This is a genomic window from Janibacter sp. DB-40 (assembly GCF_029510815.1).
GTDB lineage: Bacteria > Actinomycetota > Actinomycetes > Actinomycetales > Dermatophilaceae > Janibacter.
In genome coordinates this window covers 2,928,540-2,952,647 of record NZ_CP120360.1, presented here as the reverse complement: position 1 = coordinate 2,952,647, position 24,108 = coordinate 2,928,540, and the positions used below count along the sequence as shown (strand labels likewise).

The following is a 24,108-nucleotide window of genomic DNA, read 5'->3' as shown; positions in this document are numbered from 1 at the left end:
TTCTCCACGGAACGGATGCTGACGCATGGAGCTCCATCACGTGCGCGCATTCCTCGCGGTGGCGGAGGAGCTGCACTTCGGCCGGGCCGCGCAGCGGCTGCACATGGCCCAACCACCGCTGAGTCGGACCATCAAGCAGCTCGAGCGCAGCCTCGGCAGCCCGCTCTTCGAGAGGACCACCCGCACGGTGCGTCTCACCCTGCAGGGTGAAGCGCTCCTTGGTCCCGCCCGGGCGATCATCGAGGCCTTCGACGAGGCCGAGCGCGCGGTGACCCATGCCGCGGCAGGTGAGACCGGAAAGGTCCGGATCGGCTTCGCGGGCCCCTCGTCGCACGAGCCCGTCAGCGACCTTGCCCGCGCGATGCGCGGCGAGTACCCGGGGATCGAGCTGGAGCTCACCAGCTTCATCTACGGCAGCGACACGGTCGGCCAGCTCATGAGCCACGAGCTGGACATGGCGATCGTGCGGTTCGCGTCCACGCCGTCCCCGGGCATCGACGCACGCGTCGTGCAGCGGGAGCGATTCGTCATCGTCGTCCCGGAGGGGCACTGGCTCGCAGACCGTTACGACATCACCATGGAGGATCTGGCCGATGAGCCCTGGGTCATGCTCAGCGCCGCGAGCGGCTCGGTGGTCCGTGACGCGCTCTTCAACCGGGCCCACGAGGCCGGGTTCATGCCCCGGGTCGTCCAGCAGGCACCCGACAGCTGGACGATCATGGCGCTGGTCAAGGCCGGGGTGGGGATCACCTTGAGCATCGACAGTGCCTTCACGTCACTCGACCCTCGGGGGCTGCACATCATCCCGCTCCGAGGCATCAACCCATACACCCGCGCGAGCCTGGCCTGGCGATCGGACGACCCGAGCCCTGCGTTGCGGCGCGTCATCGAGATGTCGGAGCGGGTCTTCCCCCCGGAGCAGCACGACGACTGACCCGACGGACCGCGACGACGAGCGCGACCAGCGAGACGAGCGCCAGCGCGGCGGTGCCGAGGTGGACGACCAGTGGCCGGTCGAGGGGAAGTGAGAAGGCCAACCACGCGTAGCCCGCGCACAACCCGATGAATCGACTCATGTTGTGCACCCCCATCGCCGTGCCGGTCCGTCCCGGCACGTCGAGGAGCATGAGCGCGGCCATGCTCTGGATGGTCGCGATGCCGGAGCCGACTGCGAAGAGGACGACCAGGAGAAGGGGGAGGACCGAGATGTCCTCTCCGCGTCCCTCGATGATGCCGAGGGCCGGAGCGACGAGCGTGAGGGCGAGCAGTCCGCCCGCGAGGGTGGTCCGGGTGCCGGCGCGACCGGCGATCCGCCCCGCGACGGGAGCGAAGGTCGTCATCCCGAGCGCCAGTGCCAGGGTCGACACCCCGATGAGACCGGGACCGAGGTCCAACCGCGTCCCGAGGTAGACGGGCACGCTGACGACGGTGATGCCCATGGCGGCCATCGCTGCCGCGGCGCTGAGGGTGGCCACGGCGTAGCCGGGGTCGCGGCCGACCGGGCCCAGGACCGGTGGGCGTCGGCCCGGACGCAGGACGTGCACGAGGACGAGTGCACCGACTGCGGAGATGGCGATCGACGGGCCGACGTGGCCCTGGCCGATCGCCGTGAGTCCGACCGCGAGCAGACCGCTGCCCACGGTGAGGACCAGGAGGCCGCCCATGTCGATGGGTTCGACAGCGGTGTCGGTCGGGGCCTCCGGCAGGGTGCGGATGAGTGCCGCGAGCACGACGACGACCACGAGGGCGGCGGCGCCGAAGACCCACCGCCATCCGAACAGCTGCGCGACGGCCCCGCCCGTCGGCGGGCCGATCGCTTGACCGACGCCGATCGCCGAGGCCCACGCCGCCATCGACTGGCGGCGGTTGAGTGGCCAGTGGCTCGCGAGGAGGTACTGGACGCAGGCGGGGATGCCCGAGCACGCGATGCCCTGCACTCCGCGCGCGAGGACGAGCATGGTGAGGTTCGTCGACAGACCGGCGGCGACCTGCCCGCAGACCATCAGCGCCAGCGAGATGACGAGATAGGTCCGCGGCCCCAGCCTGGCAGCGAGCCACCCCGCCATGGGTGAGGTGAGTGCCATCGTGACCGTGAAGGCAGCGACGGCGAGGACGATGCCTCGGTCGTCGGCCCCGATCGCTGCGGCGATCTCGTTGATCGGTGCCGACATGATCGTGCTCGAGATCGTCCCGAGCGAGGTCACCGCGAGCAGCGCGACGTAGGCGACGCGACCGGGCGGCGTCACCGCCGCACCATCTGCGTCCACGCTGGATGCTCCCGACGTGGGGGTCAACGCAGATACAGCCTCACGGTGTCGATCTCGTCCCGCAGCAGTCGGACGTCCTCGACGGTGGGGGGAGGGGTCGTGACGAGGTCGTCCCTGACCCCCAGGTCCCACCCGGTCCTCGCTCGCACCTCGTCGACCGTGACTCCCGGGTGAATCTGGGCCAGCTCCAGCTCAGGTGACCCGGGGTCGCGGCGCAGGACGCCCAGCGGGGTGATGACCGTCGTGACACCCCCGCCCACCGGAGCGAGGCGCCCGCCCGACCGACGCGCCCGAACCGGGCTGGGAGAGGTGCAGAAGTCGACCTCGGCAGGGAGGGATCCCTCGTCGTGGCGACGGAGCACGACGAAGCACTCGGTGGCGCTGGCGACGATGTCGCTCGCCCCGCCCGAGCCCGGCAGGCGAACCTGCGGCTGGTCCCAGTCGCCGATGAACGAGGTGTTGAGGTTGCCCTCCCGGTCGACCTGGGCGGCTCCGAGGAAGCCCACGTCGACGTTGCCGCCCTGCAGGACGTAGCCGAAGAGCGCTTGCATCGACAGGACCGCCTCCGCACCGGAGACGAGGGTGAAGTCGGCGATCCCCTCGGCCATGGTCTCGGGGTGGGCGCCGCAGACACCCGACTCGTAGACGAGCTCGAGCTCGCTGTTGATCGTGCGCTTGGCCAGGTCCACCGCGAGGGTGGGCAGGCCCACGCCGGCGAAGATCCGTCGGGCACCCGCGAGCTCGCGCGCTGCGACCACCGCCAGGAACTCGGTGCTGTCGGGCGTGACGTCGGAGAGTGCGGCAGTGGTGGTCACGATGCTCACAGGGCCTTCCTTCCGTAGTCGACCGGCTGGGAGGGCCGGGGTGAGACACGCAATCCATCGAGGCGGTCGTGGCCGATCCCCTCGAGGTAGGACGCATGGTCCGGACGGTCGACGATCTCGCGCTGGACCCAGTCCCGGATGGCGCTCTTGTCCTTGGAGATCGCCGTCCACTCCCGGTAGAAGGCGCCATCACGGTCGTAGTAGCCCTGCGTGTACGACGGGTGCGCGCCCCGGGGGACCTCGACGACTGCGTCAACGGCATGGGCGGGGATGAGAGTGCGGTTGGGGTCGGAACGCACCACCTCCGTCGGAACGATCTCCTCGACCGTCACGATGACGTGGGTGGCGGCGTAGGCCGCCTCCTGCTGGGCGCCGGTGATGCCCCAGACCTGCGTGTTGCCGTACGCGTCGGCGCGCTGCGCGTGGATCACGGTCACGTCCGGGTTCAGCGCGGGCACCACGTATACGTCGCCCTCCCCGTAGGGACTCGTGACGAGTCGGATCCGGTCGTTGATCTGCGGCAGGTCGCCGCCCACGTACGAGCGAAGGGGGAAGAAGGGCAACCTGGAGGCGCCCGCCTGGTAGCGGCAGTACATGCCGTAGTGGCTGTACTCCTCCACCTCGAGCGGCTCCGGGTCGTGGTCCTCCACGCGTCGGCGGATCTCGTAGAGGGACCCCGCCGACCCGGAGGCGAAGAATGACGCCACCAGTCGGGAGACGCAGCCCGCGGCCAGCATCTGGTCGGTGAGGATGTCCGGGGTCATGCGGCAGACCGTGAGGTCACGGCGGCCCTGTCGGATGATCTCGTGCCCGGCGGCGAACGGGATGAGGTGACCGAAGCCCTCGAGGGCCACTGTCATCCCGTCAGCCACGTAGGTGGCCACGGCGTCACGGAGGGTCATGGCCTTGGACGTGCGGGCGCTCATACGGCGACCGCCTCGGCTCGCGGCTGCGCCTGGCTGTCCGTGTTGTCGCGCGCGCCGGTCCCCGGTCGCAGCCGCAGGAACACGGCCAGCAGGAGGGCGGCGACGAGACCGGCCAGCTGGGTCGTCCTGTCGGGCAGCAGCAGGCTGACCCCGGCGACGACGGCGATCACCCTGGTCACGGGGCCGAGACGCCGGTCGACGATCGGCATCCACCCCTCGAAGCCGGAGGCCATGGCGAAGACGCCGATGGTGGCCAGGCCGAGCGCCAGTGCGACGGTCCCGAGGGAGCCCTGGGCGACGAGCGCGGCATTGAGGGCGAAGCAGAACGGGATGATGTACTTCACGACGCCCAGCCGCATGGCCATGAAGCCGGTGGCCATCGGCGGCGACTTCGCGATGCCGGCTGCAGCGAATGCCGCCAGCGCCACGGGTGGGGTGATGTACGAGGCCGCCGCCCAGTAGATCACGAAGAGGTGCGCCGCGACCGGGTTGACGTCGAGGGCCACGAGTGCGGGGGCCATCACTAGGGCGAGGAAGACGTAGACGGCCGAGATCGTCATGCCCATGCCGAGCACGAAGGACGTGACCGCCCCGGCGATGAGGATGAGCAGGACGTTGTCGCCCACCAGGGTGACCAGCTCACCGGCCAGGGACAGGGAGACCCCGGTCATCGACAGGCCACCGACGATGAGACCGACACCGGCGATGATCCCGATGATCTCCGAGATGGCGCGCGCGGACGCGGTGATGATGTCGCGCAGGCCTGCCATGTCGAGACGGTTCTGCCGGCGGGCGAAGGCGATGAGGAGCATCACGACGACGGTGATGAACGGCGCCTTCGCCTCGTCCCGACGGACGACGAGCAGGAAGGTCAGCAGGGCGATGGCGAAGATGAACGGCCAGCCGCTGATGAGGGTGGCCTTCATCTTCGGCAGCAGGTGCTTCGCCTCGCCCCGTAGCCCGTGCTTCGCCGCGTGCGCGTCCACCTGGACGAAGATCCCGAGGTAGTAGAGGAAGGCGGGGATCGCCGCGGCAATGGCGACCTCGGAGTAGGGGATGCCCAAGAAGGACACCATGAGGAAGGCTGCGGTTCCCATGATGGGGGGCGTGATCGAGCCACCGGCTGCCGCCGTGGCCTCGATGCCGCCGGCGTAGGTGGCCGGGTACCCGGACCGCTTCATCGCCGGGATCGTCATGGGCCCGGTGGTCAGCACGTTGGAGACGGCGCTGCCGGACATCATGCCCATTCCTGCGGACGAGGTCACGGCAACCTTGGCGGAGCCGCCGCGTGCTCGACCGAAGAGGGCACGGGCCACGTCGAGGAAGAAGTCGGCGCCCCCGGTTCGCTGCAGGACCACCCCGAACATCAGGAACCCGATGAGGATGGCAGCTGCCGTCTGGAGCGGGAGACCGAGGATCGAGTCGGGACCCAGTGCGTGCCGCTCCGCTGCCGAGTTGGAGTCGAACTGCACCCCCTGGAGGATCGGTACGGGGATCGTCGCCGCGATCATGGGGTAGAGGGAGAACGCCAACGCGATGACCGTGACCGTGAGGCCGGCACTGCGGCGGAGGCACTCGAGGACGAGCGCCCACAGCACGTAGGCGAGGACGAGCGCTTGCACGGGCGACTGGACGTCCCAGCCGAAGGTGACGATGGCCTCCCCCTTCAGTGCGAGGTAGAGGCACACCCCCATGGTGACCGCGACGAGCACGGCATCCCACCACGGGACGTCGAAGACGCTGTGGTGCAGCCTGTCGTCATGAGCCTCGGAGCCGGACGGCTCGACGTCCGTGGGGTCCTTGGGCTTGCGGGCCCGGTAGTAGATGAAGACCTGGGACAGGAAGAAGGCGAGGATGACGTACAGGAACTGATTGGTCAGCAAGGTCGGGCCGAAGGGGTTCCACAGGAAGACCTGGCTGACGACGACTGCCGTGCCGGCGAGCGTGAGGAGTATCGAGACGAGCCGCCACGAGCGGGCGCGTGCCGTGATCCTCGGATGCGTGGGCTGGGTCATGGTGCCTGCCTCAGAGTCCATTGCCTTCCTTCCACTGGGCCCAGGTGTCCGCGAGCCTGCTGTCGTCGTCGACCTCCGTGGTCACGATCTGCCACCCCTCGTTCAGTCGTGGCTCGCGAGCCAGCAGCTCCTCCTGCTTCTTCCGAGCGGCGTCCGTCCACAGATCCCGCTCCTCCAGCACGGCGACGAGCCCCTCGTGGAACGGGACCTGCTGCGGCTCCAGGACGGCGGAACCGGGAGCCCAGTCGGGGGTGGTTCGGGTGGAGTCCTTGTACACGTCGTAGGAGTCGAGGATCGCGTTGACGAATGTGCTGACGGTCTCGGCCTCGGTCTCGGCATAGCTGATGATGGGGACGCTGTAGATGTACCCGATGCTCGTCTCGCCCTCCTTCTGGCCGGGCGCGCCCGAGAACTCCCCGAGCATGAGGGAGGGGCTGAGGTCATCGATGGCCTGCTGGAGGGCCGCGTCGTCCTTGCGGAACTCCACCCAGCGGACGTCGACGGAGCTCTCGAGCTCGAAGAGCGAAGAGCCGTAGACCTGCTGGAAGAGGATGTCGAGCTGCCCCGACTTGAGTCCATCCGCCTGCTCCCCGTACGAGATCGGGACCATCTCGACGTCGTCCTCGGTGAGGCCGGCGGCAGTGAGGGCGACGCCGATCTTGCTGTTCACGGAGGGGTTGGCGGTGATGCGCGGGATCTTCTTGCCCTTCAGGTCCTCGACTCCGCGGATCCCGGTGTCCACGCGGGTGAGCAGGCCGTGGGGTGCGGTCGGGCCCCACACGAGCCGCGTTGGCTGGGGACCCCACGCACGCGTGGCGAACTCGTACGACGCCTCGAACGCGAAGATGTAGTCGTCACCGGTGCGGGAGAAGGTCGCCGTCCCCTGCTTGAGGGGGAGCAGCCGGCCGATCGCGGTGTCAGACGTCATGATCCGGGTGCGGATGTCCTTGACGTCGGCGATCGCGTTGGCCACGGCCGCCATGTCGGCGTAGGTGGCGGTTCCCGTCCCGTACGTGCTGACGACGGCCATGGTGAGCCGTCCGTCCGTGTAGGCGGCGCCCTTGTTGGTGCCACACCCGGCGAGGGTGAGCAACGATCCTGCGGCTGCCAGCGTGAAGAGTTCTCTCCTGCGCACGCCGTCTCCCTTCCTCCCGTGGTCGTCCTCGACCACGGCCGTCGTCCGTGACGCGTTGGTGACCGCAAGCGTGCAGGGTGGGGGCGGATGAACTCCAATACTTCTTCGCCCACGCACTGTTGTCACATGGGCATCAATATCGCGGCGATAGATACCTTTTGCGCCCATAGGCTCGGCGCCGAGAAGCGATCGAGAGGGCGGCAGATGGTGGACGAGATCACCTTCGCTCAGCTGTGCGAGATGCTCACGCTGACCGAGGAGAAGGGGGCCGACGGCGAGCGCCTGTGGAGCGCGCCCGACCAGGCCGTCCCGGAGGACAGGGTCTTCGGCGGCCTGCTGCTGGCGCAGGCGATCATGGTCGCCGCCCACGGTCTGCCGGGTGACATGGTGCCGGTGACCCTGCAGGCCGACTTCCTCGCCGGAGTGCCGGTGACCGGTCGCAACCGGTGGCGCGCCGAGACCCTGGGCGAGGCCGCGAGCCTCGTGAGCAGGAGGGTCGCGCTCGTCGGCGACGGGGGAGCGGAGCTCTTCACGGCGACCGTGCGCCTGGCGCGCGAGCGCGTCGACCTGCCGTCCTACTCGTCGATCCGGCCGCGCGACGTCGTCGGCCCCGAGGGGCTGCTCGACCTGTCGTCCCGCTACGCCGACGAGCCCCGTATCCCCACGTGGTGGCGGATCCGGCGACCGGCGGACCTGCGCCACGTGGAGTTCCCGAGCTTCCTCGAGCCCGCGTCGTCCCGCAGCACCGAGCAGAGCCTCTGGTGGAAGCTTCGCGGGGACGTCGTCGGCGATGCCCTGCGCACGGCGGCGATCATCGCCTACGTCTCGGACATGAGCCTCGTCGAGCCGGCCTTCCGCAGCACCGGTACGGCCAGGCACCGGGACGGGAGCCGGATCCTGAGCCTGACCCACTCCGTGACGTACCACCAGCTGCCCGATCTCACGGACTGGATGCAGATGGACGTGGCGGTGCCGACGATCTCCCACGGTCGCGCACTCGGGCGCGGCGAGGTCTTCCTGGGCCAGCGCCACGTCGCGACCCTGGGCCAGGTCGCCCTCGTGAAGCTGGCGTGACTCATTGATGTCGAGAGTGCATCAGTGCGATATCTAGATCGCGCTTGATGATCTCAATCGATGTCGGAAGGATCATCAACATGACACAGACGTCCCCCCTCGGTTCGCAGCTCCCCCTCAGCGGAGTTCGCGTCGTCGCCCTCGAGCAGGCGGTTGCCGCCCCCTTGGCGACACGGCACCTCGCAGACCTCGGTGCCGAGGTGGTCAAGGTCGAGCGACTCGGGGAAGGGGATTTCGCCAGGGCGTACGACGCGTCGGTGCAGGGCGTCGCCTCGCACTTCGTGTGGCTCAACCGCGGCAAGGAGTCGATCGCGGTGGACCTGAAGTCCGACGAGGGGCGTGAGCTCGTCCTCCGCCTCCTCGACGAGGCCGACGTCTTCGTGCAGAACCTCGCCCCCGGTGCTGCCGACCGGCTGGGCCTGGATGCCGACTCCCTGACCGAGCGCAACCCGCGACTGGTCGTCGTCGGCCTCACCGGCTACGGCACGAGCGGGCCACGACGGGACCGCAAGGCCTACGACATGCTCGTCCAGGCTGAGTCGGGGCTGGTCTCGATCACCGGGACGCCCGAGCAGGCGGCGAAGACCGGCATCCCCACCTCGGACATCGCCGCCGGGATGTACGTCTTCTCGTCGGTCCTCTCCGCGCTCTACCGGCGTGAGCGGACCGGTCGCGGAGCCGTCATCGATGTCTCGATGTTCGACGCCACCGTCGAGTGGCTCGGGCACCCGATGTACGTCCAGATGTACGAGGGCCGGCAGCTCCCGCGGATGGGCCTGAGCCACGCGGCCATTGCGCCGTACGACGCCTACCCCACGACCGACGGGCAGGTGCTCATCGGTGTCCAGAACGACCGCGGCTGGCAGATGCTGTGCCACAAGGTCTTCGCCGACCCGGACCTGGCCGAGGACCCGCGGTTCGTCCGCAACGTCGACCGGGTGGCCCACCGGGCCCAGCTCGACGCCGCCGTCGCGGAACGAAGCAGCCGCATGTCCACGGCCGAGCTCGAGGAGGCCCTCGAGAGCGCCGGCGTGGCGGCGGCCCAGGTCAACGACATGGCCGGCCTGGTGGCCCACCCCCAGCTGAGCGAGCGAGACCGCTGGCGGGACATCGGGACGGAGGCCGGCCCCGTGCGGGCTCTGCTGCCCCCGATGAACTTCCGCGACGTGGAGCTCCCCATGGGCAACGTGCCCGCCCTCGGGCAGCACACCACCGACGTGCTCGCGCGAGCCGGCCTCTCGCCGGAGGAGATCGCCGAGCTGCGGCAGCACCAAACAGTCCAGTGACGACGTCGACACGTCGGACACGCCAGTACACACGCACTGCAGAGAAGGGGAAGCGCTGATGGAGCCTTCAGAGTTCGAGTCCATCCTCGACGCCGTCCGGACCTTCGTCGAGAAGGAGGTCGTCCCGGCCGAGGACGAGATCGAGGAGACCGACCAGATCCCGGAGCGCATTCGCACCGCGGCCGCGCGCATGGGCCTGTTCGGGTACGCACTCCCGGAGGAGTACGGGGGCCTGGGCCTGACGATGTCCGAGGAGGTCCAGCTGGCGATGACCATCGGGCGGACCACCCCCTCCTTCCGCTCCATGTTCGGCACCAACAACGGCATCGCCGGGCAGGTGCTCGTCAACTTCGGGACCGACGGCCAGAAGGAGAAGTACCTCCCGGGGCTGGCCGCCGGCGAGCTCATCGGCTCCTTCGCCCTCACCGAGCCCGATGCCGGCTCCGACCCGTCGGGTCTGCGGACCAAGGCCGTCAAGGACGGCGACGACTACCTCGTCAGCGGGCAGAAGCGCTTCATCACCAACGCGCCGGAGGCCGATGTCTTCATGGTCTTCGCCCGGACCGGTGACGTCTCGGAGGGGACCCGCGGCATCTCCGTCTTCGCCGTGGACTCGGCCCTCGACGGCGTGACCGTCGGCCCCACCGACGCCAAGATGGGCCAACGGGGCGCGCACACGGCCGAGGTCTACTTCGACAACGTGCGCGTGGGCAAGGACGCGCTCATCGGCGGTGTCGAGGGAGAGGGATTCGCGGCGGCGATGCGCTCCCTGGCCAAGGGGCGCCTGCACATCGGGGCCCTCTGCGTCGGCCTCGCCGAGCGGCTCATCGAGGAGTCCCTCGCCCACGCGACCACCCAGACCCAGGGAGGATCGCCGATCTCGGACTTCCAGCTGGTGCAGGCCATGCTCGCCGACAGCAAGACCGAGGCGTATGCGGGACGAGCGATGGTCGTCGAGGCGGCTCGAACGTATGACGACACCAGCGACATGCGGATGGCGCCGTCGGCCGCCAAGCTCTTCTGCACCGAGATGGTCGACCGGGTGGCCGACCGTGCGGTCCAGATCTTCGGCGGCCTGGGCTACATGCAGGAGGTCAAGGTCTCCCGCTTCTACCGGGACGCGCGCCTCTTCCGCCTGTACGAGGGCACGAGTGAGGTCCAGCGCACCATCATCGCCAAGCAGATGATCCGCGGGCAGCGGCGATGACGAGCGACCGGGCGACGAGGGCCGGACGTCCCCTGCACGGGGTGCGGGTCCTCGAGCTGTCCAGCTACGTCGCGACCCCGTTGTGCGGTCTGACACTGGCGCAGCTGGGTGCCGACGTCATCCGTGTCGAGGCCCCCGGAGGGGCTCCGGACCGGACCCGTCTGCCGACGACCGATGACGGCTGCAGCTACTACTGGACGGGGTTGAACAAGGGCAAGCGGGCCATCGCCGTCGACCTGTCGACCCACGAGGGTCAGGAGGTCGTGGCTGATCTTGCCGACGACGCCGACATCGTCATCGCGAACGGGCCCTACAAGGGCCTGGTGACGGCGGAGGCGCTGCGCGCGCGCAACCCGCGTCTGGTCCACGTGCGTCTCAGCGGGACCTGGGACGGCGGGGCGTCGGTGGACTACCTGGCGCAGGCCAAGGTCGGTTTCCAGCACGTGACCGGTCCCCGAGGGCATGCCGCGCCGGTCAACCACGTCCTGCCCGCGTGGGACATCGCCGCCGGCCTGTACCTGGCCACGGGCGTCCTCGCCGCCCTGCGGGAGCGTGACGGGACGGGTGTCGGGACGAGCATCACCCTGGCGCTCGAGGACGTCGCCTTCGCCACCGCGGGCAACCTCGGGCTCCTCACCCAGGCCCAGCTCGACCCGACCCCGCGTGGCCCGGACGGCAACTACGTCTACGGCACCTATGGCCGCGACTTCGCTCTTGCCGACGGACACCGGATCATGCTCGTGGTCCTCACCGCCCGGCACTGGCACGCCCTCCTGGAGGTCACCGGCCTGCGAGCGGCCGTCGCCGGCCTCGAGGAGGCGCTGCAGATCGACCTCGATGACGAGCAGGTGCGCTACGCGCACCGGGACGTGATCAGCGCGCTGCTCGAGCCGTGGTTCGCCCGGCACGACCTGGCAGGTCTCGCCGAGATCCTCGCCGGGCGCAAGGTCCTGTGGTCGGTCTACCGGACCGTCGAGGAGGCCGCGGGGCAGCTGGGCGACAACCCCCTCTTCGCCGAGCTCGACCAGCCCGGCATCGGGACGCACCTCGCCCCGGGGTCGCCGCTCGTCTTCGACGCGCGACGACCCGCCCCCCTGCCCGCCCCGTCCGTGGGCGAGCACACGCACGAGGTCCTCGCCGACCGGCTCGGCGCGGACCGGTACACGAAGCTGCTGAAGTCGCGTGTCGTCGACTCGGCCGACAATCCACTCAGGGAGACAGCATGACTCTGCTCAAGGACACGATCGCCGTCATCACCGGTGGAGCCCAGGGGCTCGGACTGGCGATGGCTCAGGAGTTCGTCGCGGCGGGCGCCAAGGTCGCCATCGGCGACCTCGACGGTGCCCGCGCCCAGGAGGTCGCCGACGGCCTCGACGGCGAGGCGATCGGCCTGGCCTGCGACGTCGTGGACGCCGCGCAGGTGCAGGCCCTCATCGACGCCGCCCGTGAGCGATGGGGGCGGCTGGACGTCTTCGTCAACAACGCCGGCATCACCCGTGACGCGACGATGCGCACGATGTCCGAGGAGGACTTCGACGCCGTGATGTCCGTGCACCTCAAGGGCTGCTGGAACGGCACCCGCCTTGCCGCCGCCGTGATGCGCGAGCAGAAGTCCGGGGCGATCGTCAACGTCTCGTCGCTCTCGGGCAAGGTCGGCATGGTCGGCCAGACCAACTACTCGGCCGCCAAGGCCGGCATCGTCGGGATGTCGAAGGCAGCGGCCAAGGAGATGGCCCACCACGGCGTGCGCGTCAACGCGATCCAGCCGGGCCTGATCCGATCGGCCATGACGGAGGCCATGCCGCAGAAGGCGTGGGACCAGAAGATGGCCGAGATCCCGATGCAGCGCGCCGGCGAGCCCGACGAGGTGGCCAAGGTCGCCCTCTTCCTCGCCAGCGACCTCTCCTCGTACATGACCGGCACGGTGCTCGAGGTCACCGGCGGCCGCTTCATGTGAGCGTGACACCCCCTTCCACCCCGCCCCACGAAGTTGCAGGAGAACACCCATGCGTGACCCCCAGGACGTCGTCGTCTGCGCCCCTCACCGCACCGCCGTCGGTGCCTTCGGCGGATCGATGCGACCGCTGATGCCGGCCGACATCGGGACCCAGCTGATGACCGGCCTCGTCGAGAGGACCGGTCTCGACCCCGCCGCGATCGAGGACGTGATCCTCGGCCACTGCTACGCCAACGGCGAGGCCCCGGCGATCGGCCGGGTGATCGCGCTCAACGCCGGTCTGCCCATCACGACCACCGGCATGCAGCTCGACCGCCGCTGCGGTTCCGGTCTGCAGGCGATCATCCAGGGCGCCATGCAGGTCATCACCGGCGCCAACGACCTCGTCGTCGCCGGCGGCGTGGAGTCGATGAGCAACGCTCCCTTCTACTCCCTGGACATGCGGTGGGGCGCGAAGGGGGGCGTGCGGATGCACGACATGATGGGCCGCGGCCGCGAGACAGCGGGTGGGGTGAACTACCCGGTCGCCGGAGGCATGATCGAGACGGCGGAGAACCTCCGCGCGCAGTACTCGATCTCCCGCGAGGAGCAGGACGCCCTGGCCGCGCAGTCCCACCAGCGGGCGGCCGCCGCCCAGCGCGACGGCATCCTGGCCGAGGAGATCCTCCCGGTGCGGGTGCCGCAGCGCAAGGGGGACGACCTCGTCGTCGACACCGACGAGCACATCCGCCACGACGCCTCGGTGGAGACGCTCTCCTCCCTTCGCCCCATCCTGGGCAAGGTCGATGCCGCCTCGACGGTCACGGCCGGCAACGCCTCCGGGCAGAACGACGCAGCGGCCTTCGCCGTCGTGGCCGACCGGGCGACCGCGGAGGCGCAGGGACTGCGTCCGCTGATGCGCCTGAAGTCCTGGGCGGTCTCGGGGGTCGAGCCCAAGGTCATGGGCATCGGCCCCGTCCCGGCGACCGCCAAGGCACTCGACAGCGCCGGCCTGACCCTGGCCGACATGGACGTCATCGAGCTCAACGAGGCCTTCGCCGCCCAGGCGCTGGCAGTCATGCGCGAGTGGAAGTTCACCGACGCCGACCACGAGCGCACCAACGTCCACGGCTCCGGCATCTCGCTCGGCCACCCCGTCGGGGCGACCGGCGGACGGATGACCGGCGCCCTCGCCCGGGAGCTTCACCGGCGTGACGGCCGCTACGGCCTCGCGACGATGTGCATCGGCGGCGGGCAGGGCCTGGCCGCGGTCTTCGAGAAGGTGGACGCATGAGCAGCCCCCGGACCATTGCCGACCTCGAGGAGCTGAAGGCGCTCGTCGGGCAGCAGATCGGGACGACCGACTGGATCGAGGTGACGCAGGAGCAGGTGGACCTCTTCGCCGACGCGACCGGCGACCACCAGTGGATCCACGTCGATGTCGAGCGCGCGAAGGAGGGGCCCTTCGGCGGCACGATCGCCCACGGCTTCCTCACCCTGTCAATGCTGCCGTCCTTCGGGGCGCAGCTCTTCTCGATCGGGTTCGGAGCGGCTCGCCTCAACTACGGGCTGGGCACCGTGCGTTTCACCAACCCCGTCCCCGTCGGCTCGAGGATCCGCGCGACCGCGACCTTCGAGGAGGTCAACGACCTGCCGAAGGGGACCCAGGTCCTCACCCGCTACGTCGTCGAGATCGAGGGCGTCGAGCGTCCGGCGGTCGTCGCCCAGCAGATCACGCTCATCACCGGCTGAGAGAAGGAGCCACCATGGAGGACCTCAATGCCGAGGAGCGGGAACTCGTCAAGATCGTCCGCGACTTCGTCGACAAGAAGGTGCGGCCCACCGTCCGCGACATCGAGCACGCCAACGAGTACCCGGAGTCGTACATCGAGACGATGAAGGAGATCGGCATCTACGGTCTCGCCATCGACGAGCCCTGGGGGCCCGGCAAGGTGAGCTCGTCGTGCTATGTCCTCGTCACCGAGGAGCTGGCACGTGGGTGGATGAGTCTCGCCGGGGCGATGGGCGGACACACGGTCGTCGCCAAGCTCATCCAGGACTTCGGCACGCAGGAGCAGAAGGACCGGTACCTGCCGCGCATGGCGACCGGCGAGGTCCGGGCCACCATGGCACTGACCGAACCCGGCGGCGGTTCCGACCTGCAGGCCATGAGCACCGCCGCACGGGTGGGCGATGACGACACCTACGTCGTCAACGGCAGCAAGACGTGGATCTCGAACGCACGCAGGTCCTCGCTCATCGCCCTCCTGTGCAAGACCGAGCCGGCCGCCACGCCGGCGCACAAGGGCATCTCGATCCTGCTCGTCGACAAGGAGCAGGTGGAGGGGCACGACGCCGGAGGGTCCGACACCGGTGGCGGCCTCACCGTCAGCCGCGACCTGCCCAAGCTGGGCTACAAGGGCGTCGAGTCCTGCGAGCTCGTCTTCGAGGACCTGCGCGTCGATGCGGGGCAGGTCCTCGGCGGCGCGGAGGGTCGAGGCTTCGCCCAGATGATGCGTGGGCTCGAGGTCGGTCGTCTCCAGGTGGCCTCCCGGGCGCTCGGGGTGGGGCGGGCCGCCCTCGAGGATGCCCTGCAGTACTCCCAGGAGCGCGAGTCCTTCGGCAAGCCGATCTGGAAGCACCAGCAGATCGGGGCCCACCTCGCGAACATGGTCACCAAGCTCACCGCGGCACGGCAGCTCACCCTGCACGCTGCCCGCGTGTACGACAGTGGCGCCCGTGCCGACATGGAGGCGGGGATGGCCAAGCTCCATGCCTCGGAGGTCGGGATGGAGATCGCGCTCGACGCGGTGCGTATCCACGGTGGGTACGGGTACTCGACGGAGTTCGACGTCGAGCGGTACTTCCGCGACGCCCCCCTGATGATCGTCGGTGAGGGGACCAACGAGATCCAGCGCAACGTCATCGCGGCGCAGCTGGTCAAGCGGAACTCGGTGGCCCCGTGACCTCCCCGACCGCCTCGCCGGGCGGGGCGTCCCGCTTCGAGGACGCCCCGACCGCGGAGCGCTCCGAGGTCGCCGAGGTCCTCGACGTGGGCACGGCACACCGCCTCGCCGGTCTGCTCGACGTCGGTCCCGAGGTGCTCGCGGACGGTGAGCTGCCGCCCCTGTGGCACTGGGTCCATCTCCTCGAGCGGCCTGCGTCCGCCCAGATCGGCCCGGACGGGCACCCTCTCACCGGGGTACCGGCCCCTCCGGGGGAGGGCATGAAGCGCATGTTCGCCGGAGGTCGGGTCAGCCTGCACGCGCCGCTGTGGCTGGGCAGGACGGCCACCCGCCGTACGTGGGTCACCGGCTCCCGGACGAAGGAAGGCCGCTCGGGCGCCCTGCGCTTCGTCGGTGTCCGGACCGAGATCAGCCAGGACGGACGGCTGGCCGTCGTCGAGGAGAACGACATCGTCTACCGCCAGGCCGGCACGCGCATCCCGGTCGAGGCGGGCACGCTCGACGCGGCCCCGCCCGACCTCGGCGAGCGCGCCACGGTACGACTGCGGGCCGATGAGGCAACCCTCTTCCGATTCTCGGCCTTGACGTACAACGCCCACCGGATCCACTACGACCTCGGGTGGTGCGCGGTCGAGGGTTATGACGGACTCGTCATCCACGGACCGCTCCAGGCGCTCCTGATGGGCGAGCACGTCCGTCGACACGGGGGAGGACTCCTCGGGCGGCGCTTCGACTACCGCCTCGTCAGCCCGGCCGTCGGCACGCAGGTGATCACCGCGGTCGCCGACCACGGGCAGGCCGGTGGGCAGCTGGCGCTCGTCGACGTCCACGGGCGGACAACGGCGACGGCAAGCCACTCGCCGGTCCCGCCCCTGCCGCCGGACGGTGCATAGGTCGCGCCTATCGACGGGATCGCGGGAGGGTCTTTGTCCTGCGACCCCACCTGCCGTTGGATGTGAACAACCCCCCAATGATGTGGACGCGCACCCTGCGAGGGCGCGCCCCGGAAGTCGAGGCCGAGCAGACGATGACTGACACCACGAGCGGCGACCCGGACGCACGTGACGAGGTGCTCCTCGAGGTCGCGGCCGGGGTGGCGACGATCACCCTCAACCGCCCGGAGCGCAAGAACGCCATGACGGCCGCGTCCTGGGCGCGACTCGGGGAAATCGTGCGCGAGGTCCGTGAGGACCCCGCCGTGCGCGCCGTGATCCTCACGGGTGCAGACGGCGAGTTCTGTGCCGGAGCCGATCTCGGTGGACCGCCCGACCCCCGTCACCCCCTGACCCGGATGCGCAGCTACTCCGACCTCGCGGTCGACCTCTACGAGATGCCCAAGCCCGTCGTGGCGCGGGTCGACGGAGTTGCCGCCGGCGCCGGGTGCAACCTCGCACTCGGCTGCGACCTGGTGGTCGCCACGCCCCGGTCGCGGTTCTCGGAGATCTTCGTCCGGCGTGGGCTGTCGTTGGACTTCGGTGGGGCGTGGCTGCTGCCAAGGGTGGTCGGCATGCAGCAGGCAAAACGTCTGGCACTGCTCGGCGAGATCATCGACGCAGCCGAGGCCGAGCGCATCGGCATGGTCACCTGGATTCGACCCGAGGACGAGATCGACGACTTCGTCGCCGACCTCGCGTCACGGCTCGCCGCGGGGCCGCAGACGGCGATGGCACTCAACAAGCTCATGCTGCACGAGGGGTCCAACCAGGAGCTGCGCGCGGCGCTCGACTCCGAGGCCCGCTCCCAGGTCATCAACTTCGCCACCGACGCCCCCGCTGCCAAGCAGGCCTTCCTCGACAAGACCGAGCCGGTCTTCGAGGGCCGCTGGCGGCTGTGAACAGCCCGACACAGGAGAGACAGATGTCCCGGATCACGACCCGATTCACCGAGACCTTCGGGGTCGAGCACCCGATCGTCCAGGGCGGCATGCAGTGGGTGGGGCGAGCCGAGCTCGTGGCAGCCGTCGCGAACGCGGGCGCCCTCGGCATGATCACCGCGCTCACCCAGCCGACTCCCGAGGACCTGGCCAAGGAGATCGCCCGGACCCGGGAGATGACCGACCGTCCCTTCGGCGTCAACCTGACCATCCTCCCGGCGATCACGCCGCCGCCCTATGCCGAGTACCGCCAAGCGATCATCGAGGGAGGCGTCACCATCGTCGAGACGGCGGGCAACCTCCCCGCCGAGCACGTCGAGGCGCTCCAGCCGGCGGGGGTTCGGATCATCCACAAGTGCACGAGCGTCCGGCACGCACTCAAGGCCCAGTCCATCGGAGTCGACGCGGTGAGCATCGACGGGTTCGAGTGCGCCGGCCACCCGGGCGAGGACGACATCACCGGTCTCGTGCTCATCCCGCGCACCGCGGACGAGCTGTCCATCCCGTTCATCGCCTCCGGCGGCTTCGGTGACGCCCGAGGACTCGCGGCCGCGCTCGCACTCGGCGCCGACGGCATCAACATGGGCAGCCGATTCATGGCCACCACTGAGGCGCCGATCCACGACGACGTGAAACAGGCCATCGTCGGTGCATCAGAGCTGGACACCGAGCTGATCTTCCGCCCGCTGCGCAACACCACGCGGGTCGCCAGCAACACCGTCAGCCGGGAGGTGGTCGAGCGTCTGTCCGACGGCGCTGCCTTCGAGGACGTCCGTCATCTCGTGGCCGGACAGCGGGGCAGGGGCGTGTACGAGACCGGCGACCTCGATGCCGGCATCTGGAGCGTCGGTCAGGTGCAGGGGCTCATCGACGACGTCCCGACCGTTGCCGAGCTCGTCGACCGGATCGTGGGTGGGGCGGCCGACATCATCGAGTCCCGCCTCGCGGGCCTCGTCACCCGCTGAACCCGACCCGCCCCCTTCGAGGAGAAACCGTGCGCCGCACCGTCTACACCGAGGACCACGAGTCCTTCCGCTCCGCCGTCCGCACCTTCGTCGACCGGGAGGTCAGCCCGCACTTCGAGCAGTGGGAGCAGGAGGGACTGCCGGACAAGGAGGTCTACCGCAAGGCCGCCGAGGTCGGATTCATCGGCCAGCAGATCCCCGAGGAGTACGGCGGCCAGGGGGAGGGCTCGTACAAGTACAACGCCGTCTTCATCGAGGAGACCATCGCGGCCGACGTCAACCTGGGCTCCATGCGCGTCCACTCCGAGGTCTGCCTGCCGTACCTGCTGCACCTCACGAACGACGAGCAGAAGGCACGGTGGCTGCCTGAGGTGGCTGCCGGGCGGATGGTCCTCGCCATCGCGATGACGGAGCCGGGCACCGGGTCAGACCTCGCGGGCATCGCGACGACCGCCGTGCGCGACGGTGACTCGTACGTGCTCAACGGAGGCAAGACCTTCATCACCGGTGGGCGCAACGCCGACCGCGTGCTCGTCGTCTGCCGCACCTCCGCGGCGGGGGAGTCGGACCGGCGTGGCGGCCTGTCCATCCTCGTCGTCGACACGAGCACCGAGGGGTTCGCCGTCGGCCGGACCCTGGACAAGTTGGGGCTGCACGCCCAGGACACCGTCGAGCTCTCCTTCAGCGACGTGCGGGTGCCCGCTGAGGACCTGCTCGGCGAGGAGGGGCGGGCCTTCGAGTACCTCTCGCACAACCTCCCCCAGGAGCGGCTGACCATCGCCGTCGGCGCCACCGCCGCTGCCACGCGTGCGATCCAGCTCGCGACCGCATACGCCAACGAACGCACGATCTTCGGCAAGGCGCTCGCGACCTTCCAGAACACGAAGTTCGTCCTCGCCGAGTGCGCTGCCGATGTCGCCGCAGCCCAGGCGATGGTCGATCAGGCGCTCGAGGCCCACGATCGTGGGGAGCTCGACGCCGTCGACGCTGCGAAGCTCAAGCTCTTCACCACCGAGGTCCAGGCCCGGGTCGTCGACAAGTGCCTGCAGATCCATGGCGGTTACGGGTACATCACCGAGTACCCGATCGCCCGTCTCTACGCCGACGCCCGCATCAGCCGGATCTACGGCGGGACGAGCGAGGTCATGAAGACGATCATCGCCAAGTCCCTCGACCTCGTCCGCTGATCCCGAGAGCCACAAAGGTTGCCATGAGTTCCGAATCCCAGACCACCACCTCGGACGTCGCAGAGGGGGCCGAGGTCCTCGTCGACGAGCGACCCGGGGTCCTCGTCATCACCATCAACCGTCCCCAAGCGAAGAATGCCGTCACCCTCGCAGTGTCCGAGGGCATCGCAGCGGCCCTGGACACCCTCGACTCCCGCGCCGACCTCTCGGTCGCGGTGATCACCGGGGCCGGCGGCTCGTTCTGCGCCGGGATGGATCTCAAGGCCTTCCTGCGGGGTGAGCGTCCCTCGATCCCCGGACGCGGGTTCGCCGGCATCACCGAGCGCCCTCCGCGCAAGCCCATCATCGCCGCAGTCGAGGGATACGCACTCGCCGGTGGCTGCGAGGTCGTCCTCGCCTGCGACCTGGTCGTCGCCGCCCGCGGCTCCAGGCTCGGCATCCCCGAGGTCAAGCGGGGTCTCATCGCCGCCGCGGGCGGTCTGCAGCGGCTGCCCGAGCGGGTGCCGCGCAACGTCGCCATGGAGCTCGCGCTCACCGGCGACTTCGTCTCCGCCGAGCGCTTCCACGAGCTCGGGCTGGTCAACGAGCTCACCGAGCCCGGTGGCGCTCTCGAGGGAGCGATCGCGCTCGCCGACCGCATCGCCGCGAACGGCCCGCTGGCGGTGGCCGCGAGCAAGCAGATCATGGTCGAGTACGTCACGTGGCCGCACGAGGACCGGTGGACCCCGCAACGGTCCATCTCGGATGCCGTCAACGCGTCGGAGGACGCCAGGGAGGGCGCCCGCGCCTTCGCGGAGAAGCGCCCCCCGGTGTGGCAGGGGCGATGAGCACGGCACCTCGGGTCGGGCCCCTCACCGGAGTACGGGTCGTCGAGCTGAGCGGGATCGGCCCAGGGCCGTTCTGCGCGATGATGCTCGCCGACCTGGGTGCGGACGTGGTGCGGGTGCACCGCGTCGGCGACCGGTCGAGCGTGAACCCGGTCCTCGACCGGGGCCGCCGCTCCATCGCCGTCGACCTCAAGAACCCGCGAGGAGTCGAGCTCGTCCGCGAGCTGGCGGCAGACGCCGACATCCTCGTCGAGGGTTTCCGGCCGGGGGTGCTCGAGCGGCTCGGCCTCGGTCCGGATGTGCTCCTGGGGGACAACCCGGGCCTGGTCGTCGGCCGGATGACCGGCTTCGGTCAGGACGGGCCGTTCGCTCCCCGTGCCGGGCACGACATCAACTACATCGCCATGTCCGGGGTCCTGGCATCGGTGGGGCGCAAGGGCGCCCCACCCACGCCTCCGCTCAACCTCGTCGGCGACTTCGGTGGGGGCGGTATGGTCCTCGCGCTGGGGGTGGTCTCGGCCGTCCTGTCGGCCCGGGAGACCGGGCACGGCCAGGTGGTGGACGCGTCCATGGTCGAGGGGTCGGCCGCGCTCATGGCGATGATGTACGGGTATCGCGCCGGTGGGCAGTGGGGCCTGACGAGGGGCGAGCAGATCTTCGACTCGGGCGCGCCCTTCTACGACAGCTACGCGTGCTCCGATGGTGGGTACATGGCCGTCGGAGCCATCGAGCCACAGTTCTTCACCGAGCTCGTCACCCGGCTCGGCCTCACCGACCAGCTCGACATCTCGCGACAGCGGGACCGCGCGACCTGGGCGCGGCAGCGAGAACTCTTCACCGCCGCGTTCGCCGCGCACCCACGGGCGCACTGGGAGTCGGTCTTCGCCGACGTCGATGCGTGCGTCACCCCGGTGCTCGACATGGACGAGGCACCACACCACCCACACAACCGTGCCCGCCGGGCCTTCGTGGAGGTCGACGGGGTGACCCAGGCAGCGCCCGCCCCCCGATTCTCCGGCACACCCACCGGGATGCCCCAGGGCGCCCCACCAGTCGGGCGCGACACCCACGCGATCCTCGCGGAGCTCGGGATCGACGAGCCGACCATCCGGACGATGCACGAGAACGGAGCCATCGCATGACCGCCTACTGGCCTGAGGGGATGCCCCGACACCTCGACTACCCCGACGCGACGATCGCCGACCTCATCGAGGGCATGGCGACGCGCTACGGCGAGCGCGCCGCCGTCGTGGACGGTGAGCTGACGTTCACCTACACCGACCTCTACGAGCAGGCGTGCGCACTCGCCCGTGGCCTGCGGCGCGAAGGGGTGGGGCCGGGGGACGTCGTCCTGCTGCACCTGCCGAACTCGGGATGGTTCCCCGCCGCGTACTACGGCGTGCTCCTGTCGGGGGCGACGGTCTCGCCGGTCAACCCGCTGACACCGGCTTCCGGTCTCGTCTCGCAGATCGCGGACACCTCCGCCCGGGTCGTCATCGCCCACCCGTCGAGTCACGAGTCCCTGCTTCCGGCTCTCGACCAGCTCCGTGCAGACGGCCGCGAGGTGGCCGTAGTCGTCGTCGAGCCCTCCGACTGCGCACCCGCACCACGTGGGGAGTCCGCGCCGTCGCCCGCGGGCGTTCGCTCGTGGACGGACTTCATCGACACGGAGGGCTCCGGTCGACCCGATGTGGACACCGTCCCCGATGACGTCGCCCACATCGTCTACACCGGCGGCACGACGGGCATCCCGAAGGGGGTCCGGGTGCTCCACCGCAATGTCGTGGCCAATGTCAGCCAGATGGTCGCCTGGCGCGCGGGGCACCGCCTGGAGGTGGCAGACGGCAGGCTCGACCTGTCCCCCCTGCCCCTGCCCGGAGGAGCCGGTGTGGTCCTGGGCGAGGGGGCCACCGTGGCCGTCTCGCCACTCTTCCACGCCCACATGCTCATCAACTCCTCGTACCTCCTCGCGACGGGCACGACCCTCGTGATCGCGGGCCGATTCCGTCCGGCCGGCCTCCTCGAGCTGATCGAGCGACACAGGGTCTCGTACATCACCGGGTCGCCCACGATGTGGCACGCCCTCGTCAGGGAGCCGACGGTGGGACAGCGCGACCTCTCGAGCGTCCGGGTGGTCTCGTCCGGAGCCGCGCCCATCGACCCGGTGACCTTCGACGAGCTCGCCGTCGTCTTCCCGAACGCGATGGTCACCGAGGGATACGGCCTCACGGAGGGCACGTGTGTGGTCACGGCGATGCCGGCGGTCAGCGACGCACCGCGGGTCAACGGGAGTGTGGGCCTGCCGTTGTGCGACACGGAGATCGAGATCCGCGATGGCGACGGTGCGCCTGTGCCCGCGGGGGAGCGCGGCGAGATCTGGATTCGCGGTCCGCAGGTCACTGATGGTTACCACAACCGCCCGGACGAGACCGCCGGCCAGTTCGTGGATGGGTGGCTCGCGACGGGCGACATCGGTTACCTCGACGAGAAGGGCCTGGTGCACATCGCCGACCGAGCCAAGGACATGCTCATCTACAAGGGGTACAACGTCTACCCACGCGAGCTCGAGGACCTCCTCGCGGGTCACCCGCAGGTGCACAGGGCCGCGGTCGTGGGACGGGACCACGAGTCCTTCGGCCAGGAGCCGGTCGCCTTCGTCGTGCCGGTTGCCGACGAGCACCCCACCGCCGAGCAGCTCATGGCCTGGGTCGCCGAGCGCGTCCTGCCGTACAAGAAGCTGCGATCGGTCCAGGTCGTGGAGTCGTTGCCGACGTCCGATGCCGGCAAGCTGCTCAAGACCGAGCTGCGCTCCCAGGTGCAGCCGGGATGAGCGCGCCGTCGATGCTCCAGCCGGGGTCCTTCGCCGACCGTGTCGCCGTCGTCACCGGCGGCGGCTCGGGCATCGGTGAGGCCATTGCCGTCGAGCTCGCCCGTCTGGGCGCCCTCGTCGTGGTCGTCGGCCGCACCGCCGATCGGCTCGACCGGGTGGTCGAGCGCATCACTGCCGAGGGCTGGCGGGCGGTGTCCGCCGTGCTCGACGTGCGTGATCGGGACGCCGTCGAGCGCATGGTGAGCGACGTCGTCGCGGAGCACGGCCGGATCGACCACCTCGTCAACAGCGCGGCGGGCCAGTTCCGGGTGGCACCCCACGAGCTGAGCCCGGGGGGCTGGCAGGCCGTCGTGGACATCGTCCTCCACGGCACGTGGCACTGCACGCAGGTCGTGGGCCAGCACATGATCGAGCGCGGCGGTGGCGGGTCGGTGCTCTCGATCGGTTCCAACATGGCCAACCAGGGCGGTCCGGACACCGTGCACTCGGCGAGTGCGAAGGCAGGGGTGGTCGCGATGACGAAGTCTCTCGCCGGCGCCTGGGGGCCCCACGACATCCGCCTCAACGTCCTGGTCCCCGGCATGACCGAGGGCACCGCGGGGGTGGACATCCTCTTCCGCGACGAGGCGTCGCTCCGGGCGGCGATCGAGGGGGTCCCCCTCGCCCGCCTCGTGGGTCGGCAGGAGGTCGCCGACGCCGCGTGCTACCTGCTGAGCGACTACGCCTCCTACATCACCGGCACCCAGCTCGTCATCGACGGCGGTCGGGCGCTGGGCCGCCACTGACGAAA

At 69.9% G+C, this 24,108-nt stretch carries 22 protein-coding genes; 17 read left to right on the top strand and 5 right to left on the bottom strand.

Annotated elements, in window-relative coordinates; translation table 11 throughout:
- The first annotated feature begins 40 nt into the window (after positions 1-40).
- Positions 41-934 carry a LysR substrate-binding domain-containing protein gene (locus PVE36_RS14175; RefSeq protein ID WP_277453230.1) on the top strand — a complete coding sequence of 298 codons (894 nt, stop codon included), beginning with the start codon at positions 41-43 and terminating at the stop codon, positions 932-934.
- Here PVE36_RS14175 and PVE36_RS14170 read toward each other — a convergent pair.
- Genes PVE36_RS14170 through PVE36_RS14150 form a run of 5 tightly spaced genes read right to left on the bottom strand, consistent with a single transcriptional unit; the run spans position 885 to position 7,167 of the window.
- Positions 885-2,246, bottom strand: coding sequence for an MFS transporter (locus tag PVE36_RS14170; protein ID WP_277453229.1), 1,362 nt, complete (start codon positions 2,244-2,246; stop codon positions 885-887). The two genes, PVE36_RS14175 and PVE36_RS14170, sit on opposite strands and share 50 nt — an antisense overlap.
- A gap of 44 nt (positions 2,247-2,290) precedes the next feature.
- Positions 2,291-3,091 carry a CoA-transferase gene (locus tag PVE36_RS14165; RefSeq protein WP_277453228.1) on the bottom strand — a complete coding sequence of 267 codons (801 nt, stop codon included), beginning with the start codon at positions 3,089-3,091 and terminating at the stop codon, positions 2,291-2,293.
- Positions 3,088-4,017 carry a CoA-transferase gene (locus PVE36_RS14160; RefSeq protein ID WP_277453227.1) on the bottom strand — a complete coding sequence of 310 codons (930 nt, stop codon included), beginning with the start codon at positions 4,015-4,017 and terminating at the stop codon, positions 3,088-3,090. Before PVE36_RS14160 ends, PVE36_RS14165 begins: the two co-directional genes overlap by 4 nt.
- Positions 4,014-6,032, bottom strand: coding sequence for a TRAP transporter fused permease subunit (locus tag PVE36_RS14155; RefSeq protein WP_277453225.1), 2,019 nt, complete (start codon positions 6,030-6,032; stop codon positions 4,014-4,016). The genes PVE36_RS14160 and PVE36_RS14155 overlap by 4 nt, the downstream gene beginning before the upstream one ends.
- Positions 6,033-6,042: 10 nt before the next feature.
- On the bottom strand, positions 6,043-7,167 hold the full coding sequence (locus tag PVE36_RS14150) for a TAXI family TRAP transporter solute-binding subunit (protein ID WP_277453224.1): 1,125 nt from the start codon (positions 7,165-7,167) through the stop codon (positions 6,043-6,045).
- Positions 7,168-7,371: 204 nt separating this feature from the next.
- Here PVE36_RS14150 and PVE36_RS14145 point away from each other — a divergent pair, with 204 nt between their 5' ends.
- From PVE36_RS14145 to PVE36_RS14070, 16 genes are all read left to right on the top strand, one after another.
- Entirely contained in the window at positions 7,372-8,241 is an 870-nt protein-coding gene (locus tag PVE36_RS14145) for an acyl-CoA thioesterase domain-containing protein (protein ID WP_277453223.1), read from the top strand.
- Between the two features lie 80 nt (positions 8,242-8,321).
- Positions 8,322-9,527: a CaiB/BaiF CoA-transferase family protein gene (locus PVE36_RS14140; RefSeq protein WP_277453221.1), complete on the top strand. Its 1,206-nt coding sequence runs from the start codon at positions 8,322-8,324 to the stop codon at positions 9,525-9,527.
- Positions 9,528-9,585: 58 nt separating this feature from the next.
- Positions 9,586-10,734, top strand: a complete 1,149-nt coding sequence (locus tag PVE36_RS14135) for an acyl-CoA dehydrogenase family protein (protein WP_277453219.1) — start codon at positions 9,586-9,588, stop codon at positions 10,732-10,734.
- Positions 10,731-11,960 carry a CoA transferase gene (locus PVE36_RS14130; protein WP_277453218.1) on the top strand — a complete coding sequence of 410 codons (1,230 nt, stop codon included), beginning with the start codon at positions 10,731-10,733 and terminating at the stop codon, positions 11,958-11,960. Before PVE36_RS14135 ends, PVE36_RS14130 begins: the two co-directional genes overlap by 4 nt.
- Positions 11,957-12,691, top strand: coding sequence for a 3-oxoacyl-ACP reductase FabG (gene fabG / locus PVE36_RS14125; RefSeq protein ID WP_277453217.1), 735 nt, complete (start codon positions 11,957-11,959; stop codon positions 12,689-12,691). The genes PVE36_RS14130 and fabG overlap by 4 nt, the downstream gene beginning before the upstream one ends.
- A 49-nt stretch (positions 12,692-12,740) precedes the next feature.
- Entirely contained in the window at positions 12,741-13,964 is a 1,224-nt protein-coding gene (locus PVE36_RS14120; protein WP_277453216.1) for an acetyl-CoA C-acetyltransferase, read from the top strand.
- Entirely contained in the window at positions 13,961-14,422 is a 462-nt protein-coding gene (locus PVE36_RS14115) for a MaoC family dehydratase (RefSeq protein WP_277453215.1), read from the top strand. Before PVE36_RS14120 ends, PVE36_RS14115 begins: the two co-directional genes overlap by 4 nt.
- Positions 14,423-14,436: 14 nt before the next feature.
- Positions 14,437-15,636 carry an acyl-CoA dehydrogenase family protein gene (locus PVE36_RS14110; protein WP_277453214.1) on the top strand — a complete coding sequence of 400 codons (1,200 nt, stop codon included), beginning with the start codon at positions 14,437-14,439 and terminating at the stop codon, positions 15,634-15,636.
- Positions 15,633-16,529 carry a MaoC family dehydratase N-terminal domain-containing protein gene (locus PVE36_RS14105; RefSeq protein WP_277453213.1) on the top strand — a complete coding sequence of 299 codons (897 nt, stop codon included), beginning with the start codon at positions 15,633-15,635 and terminating at the stop codon, positions 16,527-16,529. The genes PVE36_RS14110 and PVE36_RS14105 overlap by 4 nt, the downstream gene beginning before the upstream one ends.
- 134 nt (positions 16,530-16,663) lie before the next feature.
- A complete protein-coding gene (locus PVE36_RS14100) occupies positions 16,664-17,470 on the top strand; it encodes an enoyl-CoA hydratase-related protein (protein WP_277453211.1) in 807 nt (268 codons plus the stop codon).
- A gap of 23 nt (positions 17,471-17,493) precedes the next feature.
- Positions 17,494-18,474 carry a nitronate monooxygenase family protein gene (locus PVE36_RS14095; protein WP_277453210.1) on the top strand — a complete coding sequence of 327 codons (981 nt, stop codon included), beginning with the start codon at positions 17,494-17,496 and terminating at the stop codon, positions 18,472-18,474.
- A 29-nt stretch (positions 18,475-18,503) separates the two neighbouring features.
- The gene (locus PVE36_RS14090) at positions 18,504-19,661 is read left to right on the top strand and encodes an acyl-CoA dehydrogenase family protein (RefSeq protein WP_277453209.1); all 1,158 of its coding nucleotides are present in this window, start codon (positions 18,504-18,506) and stop codon (positions 19,659-19,661) included.
- Positions 19,662-19,684: 23 nt separating this feature from the next.
- Positions 19,685-20,488 carry a crotonase/enoyl-CoA hydratase family protein gene (locus PVE36_RS14085; RefSeq protein WP_277453207.1) on the top strand — a complete coding sequence of 268 codons (804 nt, stop codon included), beginning with the start codon at positions 19,685-19,687 and terminating at the stop codon, positions 20,486-20,488.
- Complete coding sequence (locus tag PVE36_RS14080; protein WP_277453205.1) at positions 20,485-21,630, top strand: CaiB/BaiF CoA-transferase family protein; 1,146 nt, start codon at positions 20,485-20,487, stop codon at positions 21,628-21,630. Before PVE36_RS14085 ends, PVE36_RS14080 begins: the two co-directional genes overlap by 4 nt.
- Entirely contained in the window at positions 21,627-23,318 is a 1,692-nt protein-coding gene (locus PVE36_RS14075; protein ID WP_277453203.1) for an AMP-binding protein, read from the top strand. Before PVE36_RS14080 ends, PVE36_RS14075 begins: the two co-directional genes overlap by 4 nt.
- Entirely contained in the window at positions 23,315-24,103 is a 789-nt protein-coding gene (locus PVE36_RS14070; RefSeq protein WP_277453202.1) for an SDR family oxidoreductase, read from the top strand. The genes PVE36_RS14075 and PVE36_RS14070 overlap by 4 nt, the downstream gene beginning before the upstream one ends.
- Positions 24,104-24,108 lie beyond the last annotated feature (5 nt).